The sequence below is a fragment of the Pseudoalteromonas sp. XMcav11-Q genome (assembly GCF_040104525.1).
Lineage (GTDB): Bacteria > Pseudomonadota > Gammaproteobacteria > Enterobacterales > Alteromonadaceae > Pseudoalteromonas.
Window position 1 is genome coordinate 279,894 of sequence record NZ_JBECOX010000001.1, and the last position, 18,959, is coordinate 298,852.

The 18,959-nt window shown below is 44.5% G+C and carries 21 protein-coding genes; 8 read left to right on the forward strand and 13 right to left on the reverse strand.

All coding sequences use genetic code 11. The annotated features are described in order from the left end of the window. Nucleotides 1-80: 80 nt before the first annotated feature. Both ABMY45_RS01325 and ABMY45_RS01330 read right to left on the reverse strand, forming a co-directional pair. Nucleotides 81-944: a DUF417 family protein gene (locus ABMY45_RS01325; protein WP_174170091.1), complete on the reverse strand. Its 864-nt coding sequence runs from the start codon at nt 942-944 to the stop codon at nt 81-83. Nucleotides 945-1,062: 118 nt separating this feature from the next. Then, nucleotides 1,063-1,932 carry a LysR family transcriptional regulator gene (locus ABMY45_RS01330; RefSeq protein WP_174170090.1) on the reverse strand — a complete coding sequence of 290 codons (870 nt, stop codon included), beginning with the start codon at nt 1,930-1,932 and terminating at the stop codon, nt 1,063-1,065. Between the two features lie 103 nt (nt 1,933-2,035). Here ABMY45_RS01330 and ABMY45_RS01335 point away from each other — a divergent pair, with 103 nt between their 5' ends. From ABMY45_RS01335 to ABMY45_RS01355, 5 genes are all read left to right on the forward strand, one after another. Beyond that, complete coding sequence (locus ABMY45_RS01335) at nt 2,036-3,013, forward strand: TDT family transporter (protein ID WP_174170089.1); 978 nt, start codon at nt 2,036-2,038, stop codon at nt 3,011-3,013. Nucleotides 3,014-3,106: 93 nt separating this feature from the next. After that, nucleotides 3,107-3,592 carry a MarR family transcriptional regulator gene (locus ABMY45_RS01340; protein WP_039497284.1) on the forward strand — a complete coding sequence of 162 codons (486 nt, stop codon included), beginning with the start codon at nt 3,107-3,109 and terminating at the stop codon, nt 3,590-3,592. Further along, nucleotides 3,585-4,649, forward strand: coding sequence for an HlyD family secretion protein (locus ABMY45_RS01345; protein ID WP_206471002.1), 1,065 nt, complete (start codon nt 3,585-3,587; stop codon nt 4,647-4,649). The genes ABMY45_RS01340 and ABMY45_RS01345 overlap by 8 nt, the downstream gene beginning before the upstream one ends. A gap of 1 nt (nt 4,650) precedes the next feature. Then, a complete protein-coding gene (locus ABMY45_RS01350) occupies nt 4,651-5,682 on the forward strand; it encodes a DUF2955 domain-containing protein (protein ID WP_206471003.1) in 1,032 nt (343 codons plus the stop codon). Between the two features lie 15 nt (nt 5,683-5,697). Continuing rightward, nucleotides 5,698-6,345 (forward strand): tRNA (adenine(22)-N(1))-methyltransferase TrmK, encoded by a 648-nt coding sequence (locus ABMY45_RS01355; RefSeq protein ID WP_227387030.1) that lies wholly within the window; start codon nt 5,698-5,700, stop codon nt 6,343-6,345. On the opposite strand, the gene ABMY45_RS01360 is transcribed toward ABMY45_RS01355, so the two are convergent. The 4 genes from ABMY45_RS01360 to ABMY45_RS01375 form a co-directional block, all read right to left on the reverse strand. Beyond that, on the reverse strand, nt 6,335-6,928 hold the full coding sequence (locus tag ABMY45_RS01360; RefSeq protein WP_102057046.1) for a DUF998 domain-containing protein: 594 nt from the start codon (nt 6,926-6,928) through the stop codon (nt 6,335-6,337). The genes ABMY45_RS01355 and ABMY45_RS01360 overlap by 11 nt on opposite strands. A gap of 85 nt (nt 6,929-7,013) precedes the next feature. After that, on the reverse strand, nt 7,014-7,763 hold the full coding sequence (locus tag ABMY45_RS01365; protein WP_349288300.1) for a transporter substrate-binding domain-containing protein: 750 nt from the start codon (nt 7,761-7,763) through the stop codon (nt 7,014-7,016). A gap of 156 nt (nt 7,764-7,919) precedes the next feature. Beyond that, the gene (locus ABMY45_RS01370; RefSeq protein WP_174170083.1) at nt 7,920-8,501 is read right to left on the reverse strand and encodes a nucleoside deaminase; all 582 of its coding nucleotides are present in this window, start codon (nt 8,499-8,501) and stop codon (nt 7,920-7,922) included. A 41-nt stretch (nt 8,502-8,542) separates the two neighbouring features. Continuing rightward, a complete protein-coding gene (locus tag ABMY45_RS01375) occupies nt 8,543-9,937 on the reverse strand; it encodes a PLP-dependent aminotransferase family protein (RefSeq protein ID WP_349288301.1) in 1,395 nt (464 codons plus the stop codon). Between the two features lie 95 nt (nt 9,938-10,032). Here ABMY45_RS01375 and ABMY45_RS01380 point away from each other — a divergent pair, with 95 nt between their 5' ends. Beyond that, nucleotides 10,033-11,415, forward strand: a complete 1,383-nt coding sequence (locus tag ABMY45_RS01380) for a pyridoxal-dependent decarboxylase (RefSeq protein ID WP_227387028.1) — start codon at nt 10,033-10,035, stop codon at nt 11,413-11,415. 17 nt (nt 11,416-11,432) lie between these two features. On the opposite strand, the gene ABMY45_RS01385 is transcribed toward ABMY45_RS01380, so the two are convergent. The 7 genes from ABMY45_RS01385 to ABMY45_RS01415 all read right to left on the reverse strand — a co-directional run bounded on the left by ABMY45_RS01385 (nt 11,433) and on the right by ABMY45_RS01415 (nt 15,195). Then, entirely contained in the window at nt 11,433-12,275 is an 843-nt protein-coding gene (locus ABMY45_RS01385) for a hypothetical protein (RefSeq protein WP_102057051.1), read from the reverse strand. A 15-nt stretch (nt 12,276-12,290) separates the two neighbouring features. Next, nucleotides 12,291-13,112: a hypothetical protein gene (locus ABMY45_RS01390; protein ID WP_010605150.1), complete on the reverse strand. Its 822-nt coding sequence runs from the start codon at nt 13,110-13,112 to the stop codon at nt 12,291-12,293. Nucleotides 13,113-13,238: 126 nt separating this feature from the next. After that, on the reverse strand, nt 13,239-13,619 hold the full coding sequence (locus ABMY45_RS01395) for a DUF4440 domain-containing protein (RefSeq protein WP_102057052.1): 381 nt from the start codon (nt 13,617-13,619) through the stop codon (nt 13,239-13,241). A 9-nt stretch (nt 13,620-13,628) separates the two neighbouring features. Further along, nucleotides 13,629-14,036, reverse strand: coding sequence for a GFA family protein (locus ABMY45_RS01400; protein WP_010605152.1), 408 nt, complete (start codon nt 14,034-14,036; stop codon nt 13,629-13,631). Nucleotides 14,037-14,049: 13 nt separating this feature from the next. Beyond that, a complete protein-coding gene (locus ABMY45_RS01405) occupies nt 14,050-14,502 on the reverse strand; it encodes a GNAT family N-acetyltransferase (protein ID WP_174170080.1) in 453 nt (150 codons plus the stop codon). Between the two features lie 15 nt (nt 14,503-14,517). Beyond that, entirely contained in the window at nt 14,518-14,805 is a 288-nt protein-coding gene (locus tag ABMY45_RS01410; RefSeq protein WP_174170079.1) for a hypothetical protein, read from the reverse strand. Further along, nucleotides 14,806-15,195, reverse strand: a complete 390-nt coding sequence (locus tag ABMY45_RS01415; RefSeq protein ID WP_010605155.1) for an HIT family protein — start codon at nt 15,193-15,195, stop codon at nt 14,806-14,808. Nucleotides 15,196-15,371: 176 nt separating this feature from the next. Here ABMY45_RS01415 and ABMY45_RS01420 point away from each other — a divergent pair, with 176 nt between their 5' ends. Further along, entirely contained in the window at nt 15,372-16,445 is a 1,074-nt protein-coding gene (locus ABMY45_RS01420; RefSeq protein ID WP_206471006.1) for an SGNH/GDSL hydrolase family protein, read from the forward strand. Between the two features lie 402 nt (nt 16,446-16,847). Continuing rightward, nucleotides 16,848-18,953, forward strand: a complete 2,106-nt coding sequence (locus tag ABMY45_RS01425; RefSeq protein ID WP_206471007.1) for a TonB-dependent siderophore receptor — start codon at nt 16,848-16,850, stop codon at nt 18,951-18,953. Nucleotides 18,954-18,959 lie beyond the last annotated feature (6 nt).

Sequence of the window (18,959 nt, forward strand, 5' to 3'; positions counted from 1 at the left end):
ATCTGGCATATGTGATAAAAATAAAAAGAGCGCAACTTAGGTCACGCTCTTTTGGCAGCCGGGCTGCATCACAATGAAATTTACGCGACCACGGGCTCTAAAGACTCAGCTGAGCTGGACTCCAATGTCAAAAACACCAGCACCATGATATTGGCGATGAACCACAAGTCTTTAATCACAAATTGTCCTAAACCACCAAGCAAACTCATGTCGCTGAACGCACCGGCTGCGGTAAACAAAAAGCTTTGTGTCATAACAAACACCGCAAGACACCCAAGGCTTGCAACGCCAATCAAGACTCGCTGATTAAACCAAATGCCAATGCCGAGCAAGCCTGCCATCAAAACGTCATAGACGCCTATAACATTTGAGGCTTCTTGCACGGAAAACAAGTCATACATCCAAGACATAAACGGTGAAGTTTCCACTAGCGGCACGATTGCCTTTGCTTCGAGTTCGAGAAATTTCATTCCGCCAATCCAGACTAAAACCAATGCCACCGGGAAATAGTTCGCCCACACTAGCGTTCGCGTGTTGATATGATGACGACAGTATAGAAATAGTGCGATGGGTACTAACGCAAAATACTTGATGATCCCTTGCCCAGAACCAATAACGGGAAAGCCGCCATGAGCTGCTATCCAGCGGTTTTCGGCAAACAACGTCAACAAAGTAAATAAACTAATGATGGCGATTAAGGCAAGCGGCCACGCCGCAGGAATAATCTTACATTGCTGTAAAATGACTAGACCCGCGGCAACCATTAACGCAAAGCCAAATACAATGCCAAGTGTGGCAACAGGCACCCACTCTGTTAACCCGTAAAAGCTAAAGGTACCGGAAATGGTACTTGGCCCAGCGCCAAACAAAAATGAAATGCCAAGCAGTAATAAGCTCACTGCTAACACGCCTGAAATAGAATAATCGATAGTTCTAAACGACATATCTAACCTCTTAATATGCTATTGTCTATAAGACCCGAGGTTTGAGAAAGTTCATTCAGCGTTTGTGAAGTTTATACCCATTGCAAGGTATACTAAGTAGTTAGGTCCACAACCCAGTTCAATGCCAGTGCGTCGCAAAGTCAATGAGTCGCGTTAATATTGGGCTTTGAAATTTATCTTTACGCGTCACCAACCAAAACTGCCTCGGTGCGGCTTTTAAACCTGAAAGCGCCTTAATTCGTTGCTGTGCTATGGCATGTTCAGCGGAGTATTTTGAGATACACGCTAAACCGAGCCCTGCCGCCACACCATTTATAATCGCCTCGGTGGAATTTAACTCAAACGCGGTTCGCCACGACGTAAGCTGCGCTGCAATATTCGCTAAGAAAAATTCTCGACTGCCGGAGCCTTGTTCCCGCAACAACCAACGAGATTGACTTTGTATCAGCGTTTGAAAGTCAGTTACCGCAAAGTCCATTGCACTCACGATACACATTTCATCTTCAAACCAAGGCATGATGTCTAAACCTTCGCCTATCACTCGGCCTTCAACAAAACCAATGTCTAATTCGTAGTCACGAAGCATAGCGCACACTTTCGCCGTATTGGTGATAAACAACTGCTGCTGCGTATGCCCTGTTTGCTGCTGAAAAGCCGCTAGCATGGGAGGCAGCAAATGATTGCCTAAGGTATCGCTGGCACCAATTTTAATTTCGCCATATAGCCTCTCGCTTTCTTTAAATAGGGACTCTAAGAAGCGACATCTATCTAGCACTTGATGCGCATGCGGTAGTAATAACTCTCCGGCTGGATTTATCATTAATCGATTATTTACACGATCGAATAATGGTTGTTCGAGGTGACGCTCTAACTCCGCCAGAGCCATGCTAACAGCAGCCTTAGTTAAACATAGCTTATCCGCTGCAGCCGTGATCGAACGCTCTTGCACGATTACCGTAAATACATTGAGTTGCTTAAGGGTTATCATTGTCGTTAAGAATTACTGAACACTAATTTAAATATATTCAGATATTCTTAATTAAAGCGCAAGCGTATTATTCCCTCATCGAACAATTATTGTGAAATTACGCATGGCTACTCTTCATTCTTACAGTAAAAAACTCACCGCCAATATCCCCACCCCTATGTCTGGTCTTGCTCTTGGGCTGGCTAGTTTAGGCTGGTGTATCAGTAACCTCTTTCCCGCATTTTTTGTGTTAAAACCTTTAAGTGCACTGCTGGCTGGCTTTATTTTATTGCTGTTAGTGCTTAAGTTTATTCATCAACCCGCTCAATTAAGAGCAGATCTCGCGCATCCAGTGGTTGGGAGTGTCTTACCAACCAGCGCCATGACAATCATGGTTATTTCTCATAGCATCGCGGCCTATTCTCACCTTATTGCAACTGTGGTTTGGCTACTCGCCATTGCAGTTCATCTGGGTTTGCTAGCCAGCTTTGTGTATTTTCGCAGCCGCAATTTTGAGCTTAACCAGCTTGTGCCAAGTTGGTTTATTCCCCCAGTGGGGTTTGTCGTTGCCGATGTCACCTTTAACGGCATGTCAGCGTTGCAACCATTGGCGATGGGGCTCTGGTACTTGGGAGTGATATTTTACTTACTGCTGCTACCGTTCATGATTTACCGTTTATGTAGAGGCAGTGCCATACCACAGCAAACCCAACCAACAATTGCAGTCATGGCAGCGCCTGCTAGTCTATGTTTAGCAGGATATTTAAGTGTCCATCCAATGCCAGCGGCTGGCGTGGTGTTTGCCCTACTGAGCGTCGCTATTATTATGACCCTAGCGATATACCTTGCTTTTATTCAGCTGCTACGGCTGCCATTTAGTCCTGCCTTTGCGGCATATACCTTTCCATTAGTCATCGGCGTCACCGCCATTAGTAAAGTCGTCACTTGGCTAAGCAGCGAACACTTAAGCCCAGGCTGGTTAAGTGTGTTGCAATACCTAGTTTGGCTTGAACTTGTCGTTGCGATCGCAGTAATTAGCCACGTTTGTATTCACTATGCGCGATTCTTACTAAAAATAAGCACTGCCAATTCAGAGAGTTAAAGCTAATATTGCAATAACCTAAACACACACCATTTACTTAGCATGCTAACTATTTTAGAATGCTTAGCATGCTAAGTAAATATATCTTAAGTTATGTCGTCACTTCCCTTTCATGAAACGCTCGATCTTAGTCTCTGTGGCAAGTTAGGCCGAGTCCATAGAATTTGCCGTCAAGCCGTAACCCAAGCTGTGGAGCCACTCGGTTTTACCCAGCCACGCTGGACCGCCATGATGCATATTCATCATTTGGGTGAAGGTTGCACACAACACCAATTGGCGTGCAGTTTAGATATCGAAATGCCGAGCCTGACTCGCACGATGAAACAGTTAGAAGAAAATAACGTGATAGAGCGCCGCATTGATAAGCAAGACAAACGCTGTCGTAAAATCTACTTCACCGAACACGGGCAAGCCCAGTTAGCGCAGCTAAAGATGCGGATCAGTGAAGTGAAGGCACTTTTATATCATGGGCTTAGCGATGACGAGCTCAATGCTATCGCACATGCGTTGGTCAAACTTGAGAACAATGCTCAGCAATGTTGTGACAATATTTCTGAAAATGGGAGTACCAGTGAGTAAACTTAGTCCAGATCAGCAATTTTCCCGCTACGTAAAGGTTTCAATCGCCCTTTTTGCCCTCTGCTTTAGCTATTTTATCTTTGCTGATCTCTATATACCAATGACGCCTCAGGCACGTGTGTATCATCAAGTAACCAAAGTGACGCCCAAAGTCAGTGGTGAAGTGCTTGCAGTAAATGTCAGCAATAATCAAAGAGTTCAGCAAGGGCAACTACTACTTACTATCGATGAAGCGCCGTATCGTTTAGCATTAGCTAAGGCTGAGCTCGCTTTGGCAGAAGTTAATCAACAGAACAAACAATTAGACGCACAGGTGGTTGCGCAGCAAGCACAAATAGAGGCTGCTGTAGCCAAGTATGATGAGCAACAGCGACTTTATAAACGCAGCCAATCTTTGCTGTCACAACACGCAATTTCAACGCAGGAATCAGATCAAATTCAAGCAAATTTTGCGACGGCTAAGTCACAGCTCAGTGCACTCAAAGCTAATCTACATGCGCTTGAAGTAAAGCGTGGTGCAACCGACGAACAGAATATTGCACTAATGCAAGCACGAAATGCCGTAGAGCAGGCTAAATTGCAACTCAGCTACACCGAAGTCCGCGCGCCCCATGATGGCATCATTAGTAACTTACAGATCACCACGGGGACCTATGCTCGCACGGGTGTGAGCCTAACCAGTTTGGTTTCGGACAATGTTGACTTAGCTGCGGATTTCAGAGAAAAATCGCTTTACCACGTCAAACTTGGTGAACAAGCGTTAGTGAGTTTTGATGCGTTACCGGGCAAAGTCTACCCCGCCGTGATCCATGAATTTTCTGCTGGCGTCAGTGATGGACAACTCAATGCCGACGGCCAATTAGCTGCCGTTGAGACCTCCAATCGCTGGGTGCGAGATGCGCAGCGTCAACGCGTTCATTTAGCATTTGATGAGCCATTACCTATACTAGCAAGTGGTGCCAGAGCGACAGTTCAAGTCCTGCCTGAAAGCACTTTGCTTGCAACCCTTGCACAAGCGCAAATCAAATTCGTCAGTCTACTTCACTACGTTTATTGATATGAAAGTTGCACTGAACGCCAATGACCTAAGACAGATGCTGCGTATTGCAACTGGGAGTACGCTAGGCTTTGCACTAAGCAAACTGCTCAACTGGCCGTACGGTATCTTTTTTACCGTATATCCCATGCTGCTACTTGGGTTAGTACCAATGTTAAACGCACACATAGTGCGCCAGTTTATCTTAAGTGGGTTGGTCTGTGCCTTTTCGGTATTGGTGCTACAAGGGCTATTTGGCTTCCACCCTGCGTTAATGTCCTTACTCACCTTTGCCTTATTTGCCTTTTTGTTTTTGCAAATGAGCAAAGGCGTTAATTTCTTATTTGGTGCAATGAGTGTGGTGGGACTATCAATCCAACTTCATTTTGCCAGTTATGCTTCAACCAGTGGTGGCTTATATTCACTCATAGCCAGTAACTCTCTGGCTATTATCATTAGTATCGCAACCGCATATGTAATGCATTGGTTATTTCCGGACGTTATTGTGCGTCAATTACCGCCACGGCCAGCAAAAGATGCTGCAAGTATTCGCCATGAAGTCTTACTGTGCGCCACCGTAGCCACACTCTCATTTATGGTATTCCAAATCCTAGATTTACAAGATTCCGTTTCCGCCCAAGCGGCATCAATATTAATCCTCTTTCCACTGAGCTGGAAAGCGGCGGGCACAGCAGGCTGGCAACGTGCAGTTGGCACGCTGATAGGTTGTAACTTGGCATTAGCAGCGCAAATCCTACTGCAAACCTATAGCCAAATTTTGCTTTTTCCAATTTTGATTTTATGGATCTTAGTCTTCATTTTTAGCCGCTACCACTTGCTAAGTGGTGGTGCTCCTGGGATTGGCTTTGGTATTATTACCACTTTTGGGATCTTGTTTGGTCAGTCTCTCGCACCAAATCAAGATTTGATCTACAGCGCACTGTATCGCTTCAGTTCAGTGAGTGTTGCAATTACGGTAAGTCTCTGTGCAATCTACCTTATTCATCGCCTACTTAACCACTTTAGTGCAACGCGCCACCATACCTACGCCTGAATAAAAGGAATCCACTTGAAGCTTGGAAAACGCTTACAGACTTTGCATGATGTTGTTACTGAAGACTATCAACATATTTGGGACTGCTGCTGCGATCATGGCCAGCTTGGCGCACAGTTTTTAGATTCGAGCCAAGCGCACATACACTTTGTTGATGTAGTCCCAGCGCTTATCGCGAAAGTGAAACTGGATCTCACACGCTTCTTTCCAGAAGCCGAAACGCGCTATAGCCTTTACACCCAAGACGTTGCGAAGCTCCCTCTTGCACAATACTCAGGCAGGCAATTAGTGATCATCGCAGGTGTTGGCGGCGACTTAACAGCAGAACTGATGACAAGTCTTTGCTGCAATTTGCGTGACGAGGTCGATTTCTTGCTTTGCCCAGTTCATCATCATTATGCCTTGAGGCAAACCTTGCAATCTTTGCCACTTAGGCTGACCCATGAATCACTGGTTGAAGAAAATCGACGTATTTACGAAGTGCTCTATCTTACTTCAGGTAAGACTGGCGCTGCCATAACCCCATTGGGCGAAGCGATTTGGCAACAAGGCACGCTGTCCAAACGCTATTTAGAGAAAACACTGGATCATTATGCACGAGTTGCCAAAGGCAAACCCGAAGCGCAAGCCATTTTATTGGCTTATCAACACCTTACACTATAAAACACAGCGCACTCAGCCAGACTAGCTGAGCGCCATAACTTAATCGCTGATAGAGCCCACTGTTACGCTTTTGCTTGTAAGCATTGGCAAGCTGATAGCTAAAACCGATACAAACAAGTACACAAGCAGTAGAAAACCAAGCAAATAGCGAGCTTAAAGGGCTTACAAACCAAACCAATAAAGGAGCGATAAGTAAACTTAATAGCATTACCATGCCCGCGAAAGAATGAATATTACACGCTCGACTTGGCGAGGTTGTGTATGGATCGGGATCCATAGGAAAGAAACCTGCAACAGCGGTTGCTAGACCATGACAAACAATCAAACCGCCAATAACACCTAACGCCCAGTTCCCTTCGGGTACCAAGATGATATAAAAACCAAAACAACAAAATAGCAAGGCTAAGGGGTAATTATTAACTGCGGGAGACAATCGTTCTGTTGGGCTACCACTGGCACCTAACTCACTACAAAATTGATTTTTGTGACTATAATTTGGATAACGCTTGGCAACGCCATACACCCCTACCAGCATCCATATACTTGCTAGTATGCCAAAATAACTCACCAACTCTTGCAACATCACGCCTATCCTTAATGCGCTAAATTTATGTCTACACACTTTATACTAATTTAGGAACATACGAAACCAAGCAGCTGCATTCAATTTAGTGTATTTTCCAGCGCTCCAAAATAGCTTGTTGTTGACCACTTTGACTTAATTCCGCTAGTGCGTGCTGCAGGCGGTTCGCAAGCTCATTGGGAAACTCTGCATTCACCGCCAGAGCCAACTCACTTGGGAAATGCTCAAGAAGTAACTTATGCTCAATTGCTTTTGGGTCCAGCTTAAGGGCGTTTAGTTCTTTCTCGAGTGTTAGTGTGTTGGTTAGTACAAAATCAATCCGGCCCTTAAACAATAAATTCCAAAGACTTTGGTAGTTTGACACTAATACCAACTCATAACCTTCAGAAAAGCCAGCTTGTTTGAGAAAAGTTTCACTATAGTAACCGCGTATGGTTCCAGTACGATAGCGCTTTGCAGCGTCAAGATCGTTTATTGGCGTTTGAGATTGTTTCAGGCCAATAAGTGATGCGGACGTATGGCACATTGTCCCCAAAAAGCGGAAATAGACTTCTCGAGTTGGTGTTTTTAGCCAAGATAACAGCACCACATTAGGTTTAGTTTCTAATTCGTGTAACACACGTGCCATCGGCATTATTTCAATTTTAGCAGTAACATTTACTTTATCTGCTACCGCTTGAGCAAGCTCAACTAGGCCACCATCCACTTCTCCTTGGCCATTAATAAAATGATAGGGAGGCAAGTCTTCCGCTACAAAATGCACTGTTTCTTGCGGCGAAGCAATTATTTTGGTTGATGCAAGTAGCGCTACAAGGAATAAAAGTTTCCTAATCATTTTATCTCAATAAATTAAATAATCATTCGGTCAGTGTGCCCGTATTTGCATTGCAATTCAATCAGCAGCAATGGCTAGATTGCTTCAGAAAGTATTTCATTTGATAATCCAGTACATCATGTAGTAATGGTTTTACCTCGCCATGGGTACAGTTAGCTACTTATGACCCGCGTTTACCGCTGCCAGACCTTGCCAATCTTCTAAATCTTGTTCTGGCTTTTCAGCACGAAATTGTTGATACAAGGCAATACCTTGCTCATCTTCTAAAATATCGACTTGTACGCCCTTACTTTCAAGTAACGGCTCATTGCCTGAAGCATTAGTGATATCCCCTACCACGACTCGCTGAAAACCACGCATGTAGAGTAATGTTGCGCATACGTCACAAGGACTTAGGCTGGTATACAAAGTGGTTTTACTAAAATCAATCCGTCCCGCATCTCGAATTGCCGAGGTTTCACCATGGTTATATGGGTGGCTCTCTTGCACTAACGTATTATGTCCTTTACCTACAATTTGATTGGTCTCGTTATCAACAATAACCGCACCAATTGGGCAACCGCCCTCTTCATAACCCTTTTTTGCCAGCAAAACAGCAATGCGCATAAAGTCTTGATCGCAAAGCTTACGCGTAAAGTCGCTATCGAGTAATACGCCAAGACTCTTGGTTGGCATATGTGCAATGGCATTGAGCGCTTCGCTATTTACTTGGGTTTCTGCGTTGAGTAATACAGTCATTTTTTTTATTCCTTGTTGTATTATATGAACCGAGCTTAACACTATAATTTGGCGCAATTATGAAGTACCCAATCACATAGCTTATCTAACCAAGGTTTTGCCACATCAAGCGGCCAACCACAATTGATCCGCAGATGATCTTGATACAACTCACGACTTGTAAATAAGCTGCCTTGGCGAATTTCAACACCAAGTTCAGCGAGCCGTAAAGCGAGTGCATCACAGTCAATATTAGGCAGTTTCAGCCATAATGCCATCCCGCCCTGAGGGGAAGATATTTTACAGCCCTTTGGTAAACGCGATTTCAAATAGCTTTGGTAAGCGAAGCAGTGTGCCGCTAAGGTGCGATTAAGCGTCCGTAAATGGCGCTGGTAATGTCCTGTCTCAATAAATCGTGATACCGCCATTTGTAAACATTGATTTGGCATGCCGTGAAATGCCTGCATGAGCGCGGCCACTTGGCTTTGATAACGCCCAGCTTCACACCATCCAACTTGCAAGCCCGGCGCTAACGTCTTAGACACTGAGCTACACCAAATTACATATCCGGCTTTATCCCACGCCTTTATCGGTAAAGGCATTGTGTGATTATGGCTCAGCTCCCCAAAGACGTCGTCTTCGATAATCGCCACTTGATACCGCACAGCAAAATCCGCAAGCCACGCTTTTTGTTGCACAGATAGACTGTGCCCCGTTGGATTTTGATGGTTTGCCGTAAGCAAACACGCAGATACCCTTTGCGTTGTCACTACCTGTTCCAAGGCTTCTAGGTCGAGTCCTTCGGGCGTCGTTGGGATCTCAATCACCTTGAGCTGTAGCGTTGCAAGCAGTTGCAATAAACCTTGATAACAAGGTGATGGCACCACCACACAATCCCCCGCTTTTGTGACAGCCTGTAGTCCCGCCATCACGGCTTGAATACAACCGCCTGTCACCACGAGATTATCAGGATTCAGCGCCAACCCCTTTTGTTTAAAGTGCTTGGTTAGATTCTCTCTGAGCGACATCAGTCCCATCGCATTGGGATAATGAAAATGGTGATACTGAGGAGAGTCGAACGCTTGCTTTATAAACTTAGTCAGGCGATTTATGGGCATCAACTCGGGTGCTACTTGCACCGTAGATAACATTGTATTGAGCCCTACGACAGAGGGTCTTAACGCACTTTTAGGAGATTTCACTTCACTCGTAAACGTGGCAAAGTCAATGTCACTATTTTTTGCTTTCGGTTTACAAATATAAAAACCAGATTTCTCTTGAGAAGCTAAAAAGCCATTATCCTGTAATTCCTCATAGGTTCTAATCGCGGTACTCATGCTCACGCCATGCTGCTTGGCAAAGATCCTAAGTGAAGTCATTTTTTCACCGCATTGACGCTCACCGGCGTTTATCTCTGCAATCACCTGCTCACTTAATGTAATAAACTTCCTCGCCATCTGTACCCCTAACAACCAATAACTTTGTATCTGTACTGCATTTTTACCGAAGTTACACTGTAATTCCAGTATTCGTTCACAAATAGGATTGACACATGACCATGACACACAACCAATGGCAAGCATTACCCCAATTGCTCACTGAGTTTTCTAAACTTACCGAGGCATTTATACAGTCTAACAATAGCCGTCCAGTCGCAGGTCGCGATATTGCTCCGCCCGACCTAGCACTCACAGAGTCTGGAATTGCATTTGAATCACTGATAGAGATTTTTAGTAAACAAGTAGTGCCAAACTTAAGCACCAGTATTGGACCTAGGTATTGGGGATTTGTCACCGGCGGCGCAACGCCTGTTGCCACCTTTGCCGATTGGCTAGTGTCAACCTATGACCAAAATGTCTCAAAAGGCGATGGCTCCATTGCGACCAGTATAGAGCGGCAGGCCATTCGCTGGCTAACCGAATTATTCGACCTACCAGCAAGCTTTGATGGTCTTTTTACTACAGGGGCGACAGCAGCAAATTACTTAGGTGCAGTCATAGCACGCCAGTTTGCAGGGCATCAACAAGGGATCAATGTGGCAGAAGAAGGAGCCTTCGGTTTGGAAATTGAGGTTTTTTGCGCGACGCCCCACGCGAGTATGATTAAGGCGCTTGGTCTTGCAGGCCTTGGCCGCAACCAAATCACTAGAATCGCGACGCAAGTAGGCAATGAGGCTACAGATATTGCAGCGCTTGAGTCAGCGCTTGCAACAAGTAACGCCAAAGGAAAAGTTGTCATCGCCAGTGCCGCCACGGTTACTGGCACTAATTTTGATGATTTAATTCAGATCCGCCATTTATGCGATAAACACCAAGCTTGGCTGCATGTTGATGCTGCATTTGGCATTTTCGAGCGTCTGGTCTCTGGCTCAGAAAGTCGCACTAAGGGGCTAGAGTTAGCCGATAGTATCACCTTAGATGCACACAAGTGGCTCAATGTACCATACGACTGCGGTATTTTTCTCACTCGTCATTTGCACTATCTGGTTGAAAGCTGTGATGTTCCAGCGCCTTACTTAGTCACATCAAAAGCCGATCCTGACTTTTTTTCGATGGGTGTAGAAAACTCTCGTCGATTTAGGGCGCTGCCCGTTTGGATGTCATTACTTGCGTATGGTAAAGACGGGGTCCGTCAATGGGTAAGCAAAAATATTGCGCAAACTAAACAACTTGCAGACTGGTTTACTGATTCTCCAGACTATGATTTAGTTTATTACGGAGAGCTCAACGTAGTGCTTTTCAAGCCAAGTGGCAAAGATGACGCAGCAACAACCGCCCTTCTTCATGCCATTAATGCGGACGGCCGTATATTTGTCAGCCCAGGGAGTTGGCAAGGACAGAAGGTGATCCGTGCTGCGCTCAGTAATTGGCAAACAGAGCAAGTTGATTTAGACATAGCAAAAAGCGCATTAACCGAATTAGCTAAGGCGCTTTAAGATTATAATATTTGAAGTTAGCTAACGCTGTGATTGGGAGTAATACTTTGCGCCAATTTGCGACTGTATTCCTCAAAATCAATATTGCTTTGCTCACCAAGTCCAGCCACCGCATGAGAAATAAACTGCGGTGGTACAAATAGATAAGTACGTTTTTTAAATTTCCAATGACGCACGATGTGCTTGGGCTGATGCTTGTCTTCATCTAACCCAGCCAACGAAAATAAATCTTGCCAGTCACTCTCGGTATCGCCGGTCGACTGGGCAACGCTTTGTGGTTCGATACTGAGCAAAATTGCCGACGTTTGTGGCACGCCCATCAACAGCTCACCAATAAAAAAGATGCTACCACTGCGGCACAACTGCTGCTGCGCTTCCGTCATCTCAGATTGCTCTGCCATCTTCGCCCTTTGATATTGCATACCATTAAACATGGACTTGGCAAAAGGCAGCTGCTTTTCAGAAAACTCTCGATTTAAGACATGCTGAAACAACGCTTTGCCAAGCGTATTACCTACGCCATCGTGACTAAAAGTGCCTTCTTCCACATTGGTTTCAATGAAAAGCCCTGACTCTACCAAAATATTTTTCACAGCTTGGTAGTTAAATATTGAAAACGGCTTACCCGTCACCGGATTTGTTGTCGACGTCACCGCTTTTGTCATCGCAGCAAAAAACACACTAATATCAACGAATGCACTTTTTAAGTCAGTGTCAAAGCTCTGAATGCTATCCGCCGTTGCACACAACATGATATTACCCGTTTCATTAAACACATAATGTTTAGTAATTGGGGTATATATTGGCTTTGATTGCAGTTTTGACGGTTTATCTTGCTTGCTAAACCAAGTTGAGAACATTTTTTACTCCCAACATTAACTGTCCTTTTTAGTCGTTTTACTGGCTGCTGTGGTTTGCGGCGGTGCGGCTATGACACTTCGCATTGATTCAATCAGGTTATTAAACTCTGGATCTGACATCGCCTCATTGAGCGATGCCGCTTGCTTAACAAAAGCAGGAGGAACGAATAAATAAACAGACTTACAAAGTGTAAGTTGTATCTCCGTATGGCCCCCTTTTAAACAAGGGCCTGCTTGCCACACCGATTTGACATCATTGGCATCCGCTGAGATAACAATTGGCGCAATAGAAATAGCACCGAGTAAATATTCGCAAACAAAAATGATGGTGCCGACCTTTTTGTCTTGACTGTCGGAACTCGCACTAATACTTACCGAGGCTTGCCCCATACCAGCGATCATATCCATCAATGATTTACCTATGGAGGCTAAATTACCACTGAGCCCTAGTAAAGTTTGAATCAACTGGCTCGATAGTGTGACCCCTGTCTGTTTACTCTCAAACTGAATATTACTCTCTGTCACTTTGACAAAAAGACCTGAACTTGAGACTAATTTATTGAGCGCGTCATAGTCATATAAACTCGTGCCTGACTCTGCCATCGCCTTGGTTAAAGCAGCAAAAAATACACTCACTTCACCAAACGCATTTTCAGCTTCTTGCGGCAATACACTTCCACCTGCGGTACTGTTTAGCGTACTTGCGATAAATAAGTTGCCGGTGGCATTCACTACAAATTGTTTAGTCGCTGGCACTTCATTGCTGTTTGTCGTCGTTAAATTAGCGGCTCTGGTTTGTGCATTACTCACAACAGTGCCGGGTTGAGGTGTTGACATACTCGTTCCTTAGATCTTGGTCTAGCAGATATTCTTCTTATGTCGATTTAGTGTAGTCGCATTTTCAATTACTTAAAATTTACTTTTGTGATTTTTTACAACCCAACCTATGTCGTAAAAACAGCACTAAAATAAACTGGTGGGCGTACCCTGATGATGTAACAACTGCCACTTATCATTTTGCTCGACCCATAAAGATGATCGATAGGCATGCTCTGAAAGCGTGCCATCAGTGTTCCGCCATGCGGAGCGATAAGTAAGAAGCAAAGCGTCACTATTCATATAAGCACAGTGAAACTGCTCTGCTACTACCTCCCCATCTGGCCATTCTTCTTCATTCATTAAGCATAGGATCTGGCCTAAGTTATATTGGCTTCCAGAGCGTCCAACCTCAATAAATTGAGGGTGAAGGAGTTCGCGACACAGCGCCATATTATGCCTATTTTCTTTGCGGTGAAGCGCACACTCCTTCGCGATCACTTGCTTAATAATTGACGTTGAACACATCAGAGCAGGCTAAGGCTGTTTATCAAATACGATGACGCCCTCTGGGATGGTATACCAGTCTTGCTTTTCACTAACCCATGCATGGGCCGTCGGTTGAATAAGGCGAGTATCGTCCAAATTACTTGGTTTGAGTTTAATTGAATTCGGCTCTGCTGGATTAAAGTGGTAAATGCGATTGCCGCAAGTTGGGCAAAACTTAGCTCCGCTAACGTTACCGCTGTCAGCAGGGCGTCGCCATTCCTTCATCGGACCCGAAAATTCAATATCGTCTTTATCAACAATGGCTGTAATGCTAAATGCGCTGGTTGACAGTTTTTGGCAAGCCTTACAATGACAGGCGACCACCATTTTAGGTGCTGCTTTTAACGTGTAGCTTACTTCACCACATTGGCACGAGCCGTTAATTGGAAATGTCATAAAATATCCTTGCTTAAGTTCGGTCTAACTTCATTGGAACAAATCTAATACCGTTTTTCTGTGCTTCTTGCCCTGTCGCCTGAAAACCTAGCGCAAGATAAAACGATGCTGCATTAAGCGATGAACATAGCGAGATTTGAGCTGCGGATGTACTCGCTAACACAGTATCTAATAACTGCCGGCCAACCCCTTTACCTTGAGCTGACTTAGCAACAAATAAATGGGTGAGGTAGTTACCGTCTCTTAATAAAGCAAACCCGATCAGCTCACCGTTTATCAACGCCTTGGCACCGACAAAGTTGGCGTTGCACATGACTTGAGTTACTTCAGGTATTATTTCGTTTAGATAAGTGTCTTTGCCAAGCTGCGAAAAATTCGGTAAGACGTCAGCCTCTGAGACTTCACGCATTAACCTTTCGATGGCATCCGCATCCTCGCCCTGAATCGCATTGATGGTAATCTTCACTTATGACCTTTTGATTTATTGCGTGCTTACATTTCTGGCAAACATTATCCCAAAAAAGCAATGCATTGCCGCTAGGCTAAATATTAACTTACTTAAACTGGCATCGAAAAACCAAATGCCAATAGCAAATACGGGATGCATAGCAACCATTACCCACCAGCACACTCGGCCAATGTTGTAGAGTGGGTAGCCATGTTTCTTTTGGAAATTTAATAACCCAAACGCCCAAGGCAACAAAGTCCAGACAAGTGACATACAAAGCAATAGCGTCACAACAACCTTAATTAATACTTCCCCGAGCATCTATAACCCCTCAAGTGAGGTACGCAAAACCTCTTGAGGTTTAATATTGAGCCCATCGCGCCCAAACGCAAAACTATCTCGCTTATAGCGGGGGAAAATATGCAGGTGATAGTGGCTCAATTCGTTAAAATGCCCGTTGTTTTGCACCAGCGTAATCCCATCTGGGGAAAATTTACGCTCAATTCGCACATAAAGGTCACGCGCAACGCGGTGGATTTCAGCCAGTATGGATTCAGGGACCTGAAGAAGCGTTTCATAAGGGGATTTGGGGCAAATTAAGATATGGCCAAAGTTTATGGGGTCATGATCGGCAAACGCAATCACCTGCTCTGATTCATATACAATAACCGCTTCAATATCTCTAGCAACTATCTGTTCTACAATCGTCATCAGCTACTTCTCCTTAACCTGATTACATAGAGTAATGTACCTGAGCGACTCTCTTCCTGCCAGTGATATATTCTATTTTCTCCTTTGTTAAGTGAATAATTTTCAAGCCCAAATTAACTCACAACCTATTTAAACCAGTTACATTATTCAATGAATAACCCTACAAGGAATACAACATGTTAAAAACGTTAGTTACGGTGGCTTTATTAGCTTCTGGAAGCGTAGCCAGTGCCGCAAATCACGCAGCGACCCATCATGCGATTCATTATGAAGGACGCGTCAGTAAAAACTATGCCGATGGCAGTGTGAGTTTTAATTGGCCGGGTAGCCAGCTGCATACCAAGCTCACTGGTCGTGCCTTTCATATCGAGTTGATGGGCTATGGCGATCAATTCGATGTATTGATTGATGGCAAATTTACAAAAAAGCTAAAGACCAACGCCAATGGTGTTGCGGAGACCTTCACGCTATTTGAAAGTACAAAGACAGAAACCGTCACAATTGAACTCGTTAAACGCTGGGAGCACTACGAACACAATACCCAGATCCTAAGTGTTGATGTGGACGGAAAATTAGACTCAATCCAGCAGCCACAGCCCCATATCTTATTTATTGGCGATTCAATTAGCGCAGGCTTTGGCAGTGAGTCCACTCAAAGACAGTGTGAATGGAGTGAAATTCTTGATTTAAGTAACGCGCGTAAAGCATTTCCGTATATGAGCGCGCAACAGCTGGGAGCCAGTTTTACCCAAGTTTCATACTCAGGTTTAGGCTTAATTCGAAATTGGGGCGGCAATCAACCACATCATACGTTGCGTAGTTACTACGACAAAATGTCAGCAGTATTTACCGACAACACTGACTTTGAAGACAAGTTTCCACAGCTTATCGTCATTGAAGTAGGCACCAATGACTTTAGTACCGATCCAACCCCTGCAGAGCCTTGGCAAACTATTGATGAAGTCAAAACGCAGTGGGTAAAAACGATGGTCGTTTTCACCAAACAGCTGCGTGCAAGATATCCTGCAGTCCCCATTATTTATATGCCTCGTCCGGCATATCCATATAACTTTATTATTCCAGCAACTCACGATGCAATTGCAAAGCTTAATCAGCAAGATATCAGTAAACTATACAGTCATACATTCGACTCACCATTAGAAGGCTGTGTGTGGCATCCAACCGCTTCAGAGCATCAAGACATTGCTGAGAAACTCGTTACCTTTATCAAGCAGCAAGCACTTCTCTGAGCATATGTTCAGCGTTATTCAGTGAGATTAAGCTCGATGTACTGAATAACACGCAAACCATTTACAAACTTTCACATTGTTTTTTATACAAAAATTCACAACAAAAAATCAACTCACCCGCTTTAAAAACAAATTAATGAGAACGATTTTTATTTGTAAAAATAATACTTGTTGAGATTTATACTTTTTCAACACGTAAAGCCGGTACTTTGAACGACCTACATTAATTTTACTTTTCACAACAAAAATCACCAAGGATAACCTTTTGGCAATAACTCCCCTCTTTTCAAGCACGCAAAAACATGATTAAGATCGTTACGTTATAACATTTTTAAAAATAATCATTTGTATCAAATAAATGATGGTTCTTTTCACATTCGTTTTTGCAGTTGGAATAACAAAATGACAAGGTCACTCCTGACAGTTAGCGTGCTTAGTAGCTTATATTCTTCACTTAGTGTTGCCGAACAATCCATTGAAACAATTGATGTGCATGGCACTCGCGCGCCTCTTTACAGCACGAGAGACGTGAACGCTTCGGCGTTGGGGATGAAAGATCCACAGCTTCTTCCTATTTCCATTCAATCATTTTCTGAAGAACTGATCAGCAATCAAAGAGTAAAAACGCTAGGCGAAGTGCTTGCCAACGATGCTTCTGTTCAAAACACCTCAATTGGTACGGTTTTCGACTTTGTGAGTCTGCGTGGCTTTCAACTAGATTGGACTAACGGTCTAAGACGCGACGGTTTAGCGCTTGCCCCCTACCAAGATGTACCGCTAGAGAATATTCAGCGCATTGATATCGTTAAAGGCCCGTCAAGTCTCGTATCAGGCTTTAACAACCCCGGCGGTACCATCAACTATGTGACAAAGCGCCCTACCATGGACGCCTTTTTGGATGTCACAACAGAAGTACGTAGCCGTGGAGGAAAGTATTTACACATCGACCTCGGTGGGCCAATTTCCGAAGAGCAAACGCTCGGCTATCGTATTAATGCCGCAGCAGAGAAAAACGGTGACTTTACCGGTGGTGATGACTTAGAGCGCTATTTCTTTAGTGCAGCACTGGATTGGCAAGTCTCAGACCGCCTATTTATCCGATTAGACGGCGATTACCAAGACAAAAGCACTGTATCACAGCCTTTGATAGGACTTGCCAGCGACCCCAATGATCCTGACCGTAAAATATTACCGCCCTATGTCGACACCAGTGATGTCTTGCTCGGACAACCTTGGGCAAAGTATCAAACCGAGTCATATAACCTTGCCGCACGTGCTGATTTTTGGTTGAACGACACCTGGCAATGGGTAAACCAAGCTGCGCTTTCTGGTAATGACAGGTTTACCGTTTTTCCTGATATCTACTCGGTTGATACACAAGGTAATGTGCTGTCTGCCGCTATCCACATTACCCCAGACGAAACGTATGACACACTCTCCGCACATAGTTTTGTCAGCGGTCAACTTACCACCGCTGCAATTGAACATGAGCTAGTCGTCGGCGTTAGTATTCGTGATTATGAGTCAAAGGATGGGCGTTGGTTTGAGTTAACCAACCCCGTTGGCAATATTTTCAATCCAATTCATAGCAGTAAACCGCAGTTCCCTGATTATCCAGAACCAACCAAAACTGAAGCCTCTGAAAGCGCGTTATTTATCACAGATACCTTGCACTTTAACGATGTATTTTATGCCACCTTAGGGCTGCGTCATATTCAATACAAAAAAGAGCAAACTCTACCTAGCCAAACTAAAACCACGCTAGACGACCGAACTTTTAATACCCCCATCATAGGTCTTAACTACAACCCAAGCGATCAGCTCGCGTTTTATGCCAGTTACTCAGAAGGCGCGGGGGAAGGCGGCGTTGCAGTCATCGGCAGCGGTGCAATAAACGAGGGCGAATCACTCGGCCCACAAGAAAGCGAACAAATTGAAGCTGGCATAAAATACCAAACGGACACCATGAACTACTCGATAGCCGTCTTCGAAATAGAAAAAATGTTGGAGTACCACAATCACATTACTAACTATTTCGTGCAAGACGGTGTCCAGTCACATAAAGGTATTGAGCTCAATGCTAGTGGTTCATTGGCTCACGGTCTTGCAACCGTAGCATCCATCACCTTGATGGACCCCAGCTTAGATAAGCTCGACGGCGAGCCCGCGCTTAATGGCAACACCCCAGCCAATGTGCCTGAATTTCAAGCAAATCTCTATGTCGACTATCAACTGCCATTTTGGGAGGCGTTAAGCATCAATGCGGGTATTTTCCATGTTGGTGAGCGCGAACAAAACGTCAATAACACGCTAAAGCTACCAGCCTACACGCGCTTCGACTTGGGCGCTAAATACCACTTTACTGACATTAACACCACGCTACGACTCAAGGCCGAAAACCTGTTCGACAAAGAATATTGGCTATCTGGCGGTGCCAAAGGCATAGACTGGGGAGTCGCTCCAGGTCGTGGCCGCACCTTTATCGCCTCATTAAGCGTGAGCTTTTAAGGATAA

Bases quoted from the DNA above. Each gene is read 5' to 3' on its own strand.
- ABMY45_RS01370 (WP_174170083.1), bottom strand. From the start codon at position 8,501: ATGACTGTATTACTCAACGCAGAAACCCAAGTAAATAGCGAAGCGCTC.
- ABMY45_RS01410 (WP_174170079.1), bottom strand. From the start codon at position 14,805: ATGCTCGGGGAAGTATTAATTAAGGTTGTTGTGACGCTATTGCTTTGT.
- ABMY45_RS01380 (WP_227387028.1), top strand. From the start codon at position 10,033: ATGACCATGACACACAACCAATGGCAAGCATTACCCCAATTGCTCACT.
- ABMY45_RS01365 (WP_349288300.1), bottom strand. From the start codon at position 7,763: ATGATTAGGAAACTTTTATTCCTTGTAGCGCTACTTGCATCAACCAAA.
- ABMY45_RS01335 (WP_174170089.1), top strand. From the start codon at position 2,036: ATGGCTACTCTTCATTCTTACAGTAAAAAACTCACCGCCAATATCCCC.
- ABMY45_RS01375 (WP_349288301.1), bottom strand. From the start codon at position 9,937: ATGGCGAGGAAGTTTATTACATTAAGTGAGCAGGTGATTGCAGAGATA.
- ABMY45_RS01385 (WP_102057051.1), bottom strand. From the start codon at position 12,275: ATGTTCTCAACTTGGTTTAGCAAGCAAGATAAACCGTCAAAACTGCAA.
- ABMY45_RS01390 (WP_010605150.1), bottom strand. From the start codon at position 13,112: ATGTCAACACCTCAACCCGGCACTGTTGTGAGTAATGCACAAACCAGA.
- ABMY45_RS01330 (WP_174170090.1), bottom strand. From the start codon at position 1,932: ATGATAACCCTTAAGCAACTCAATGTATTTACGGTAATCGTGCAAGAG.
- ABMY45_RS01360 (WP_102057046.1), bottom strand. From the start codon at position 6,928: ATGTTGCAAGAGTTGGTGAGTTATTTTGGCATACTAGCAAGTATATGG.
- ABMY45_RS01395 (WP_102057052.1), bottom strand. From the start codon at position 13,619: ATGTGTTCAACGTCAATTATTAAGCAAGTGATCGCGAAGGAGTGTGCG.
- ABMY45_RS01325 (WP_174170091.1), bottom strand. From the start codon at position 944: ATGTCGTTTAGAACTATCGATTATTCTATTTCAGGCGTGTTAGCAGTG.
- ABMY45_RS01425 (WP_206471007.1), top strand. From the start codon at position 16,848: ATGACAAGGTCACTCCTGACAGTTAGCGTGCTTAGTAGCTTATATTCT.
- ABMY45_RS01415 (WP_010605155.1), bottom strand. From the start codon at position 15,195: ATGACGATTGTAGAACAGATAGTTGCTAGAGATATTGAAGCGGTTATT.
- ABMY45_RS01420 (WP_206471006.1), top strand. From the start codon at position 15,372: ATGTTAAAAACGTTAGTTACGGTGGCTTTATTAGCTTCTGGAAGCGTA.
- ABMY45_RS01340 (WP_039497284.1), top strand. From the start codon at position 3,107: ATGTCGTCACTTCCCTTTCATGAAACGCTCGATCTTAGTCTCTGTGGC.
- ABMY45_RS01400 (WP_010605152.1), bottom strand. From the start codon at position 14,036: ATGACATTTCCAATTAACGGCTCGTGCCAATGTGGTGAAGTAAGCTAC.
- ABMY45_RS01350 (WP_206471003.1), top strand. From the start codon at position 4,651: ATGAAAGTTGCACTGAACGCCAATGACCTAAGACAGATGCTGCGTATT.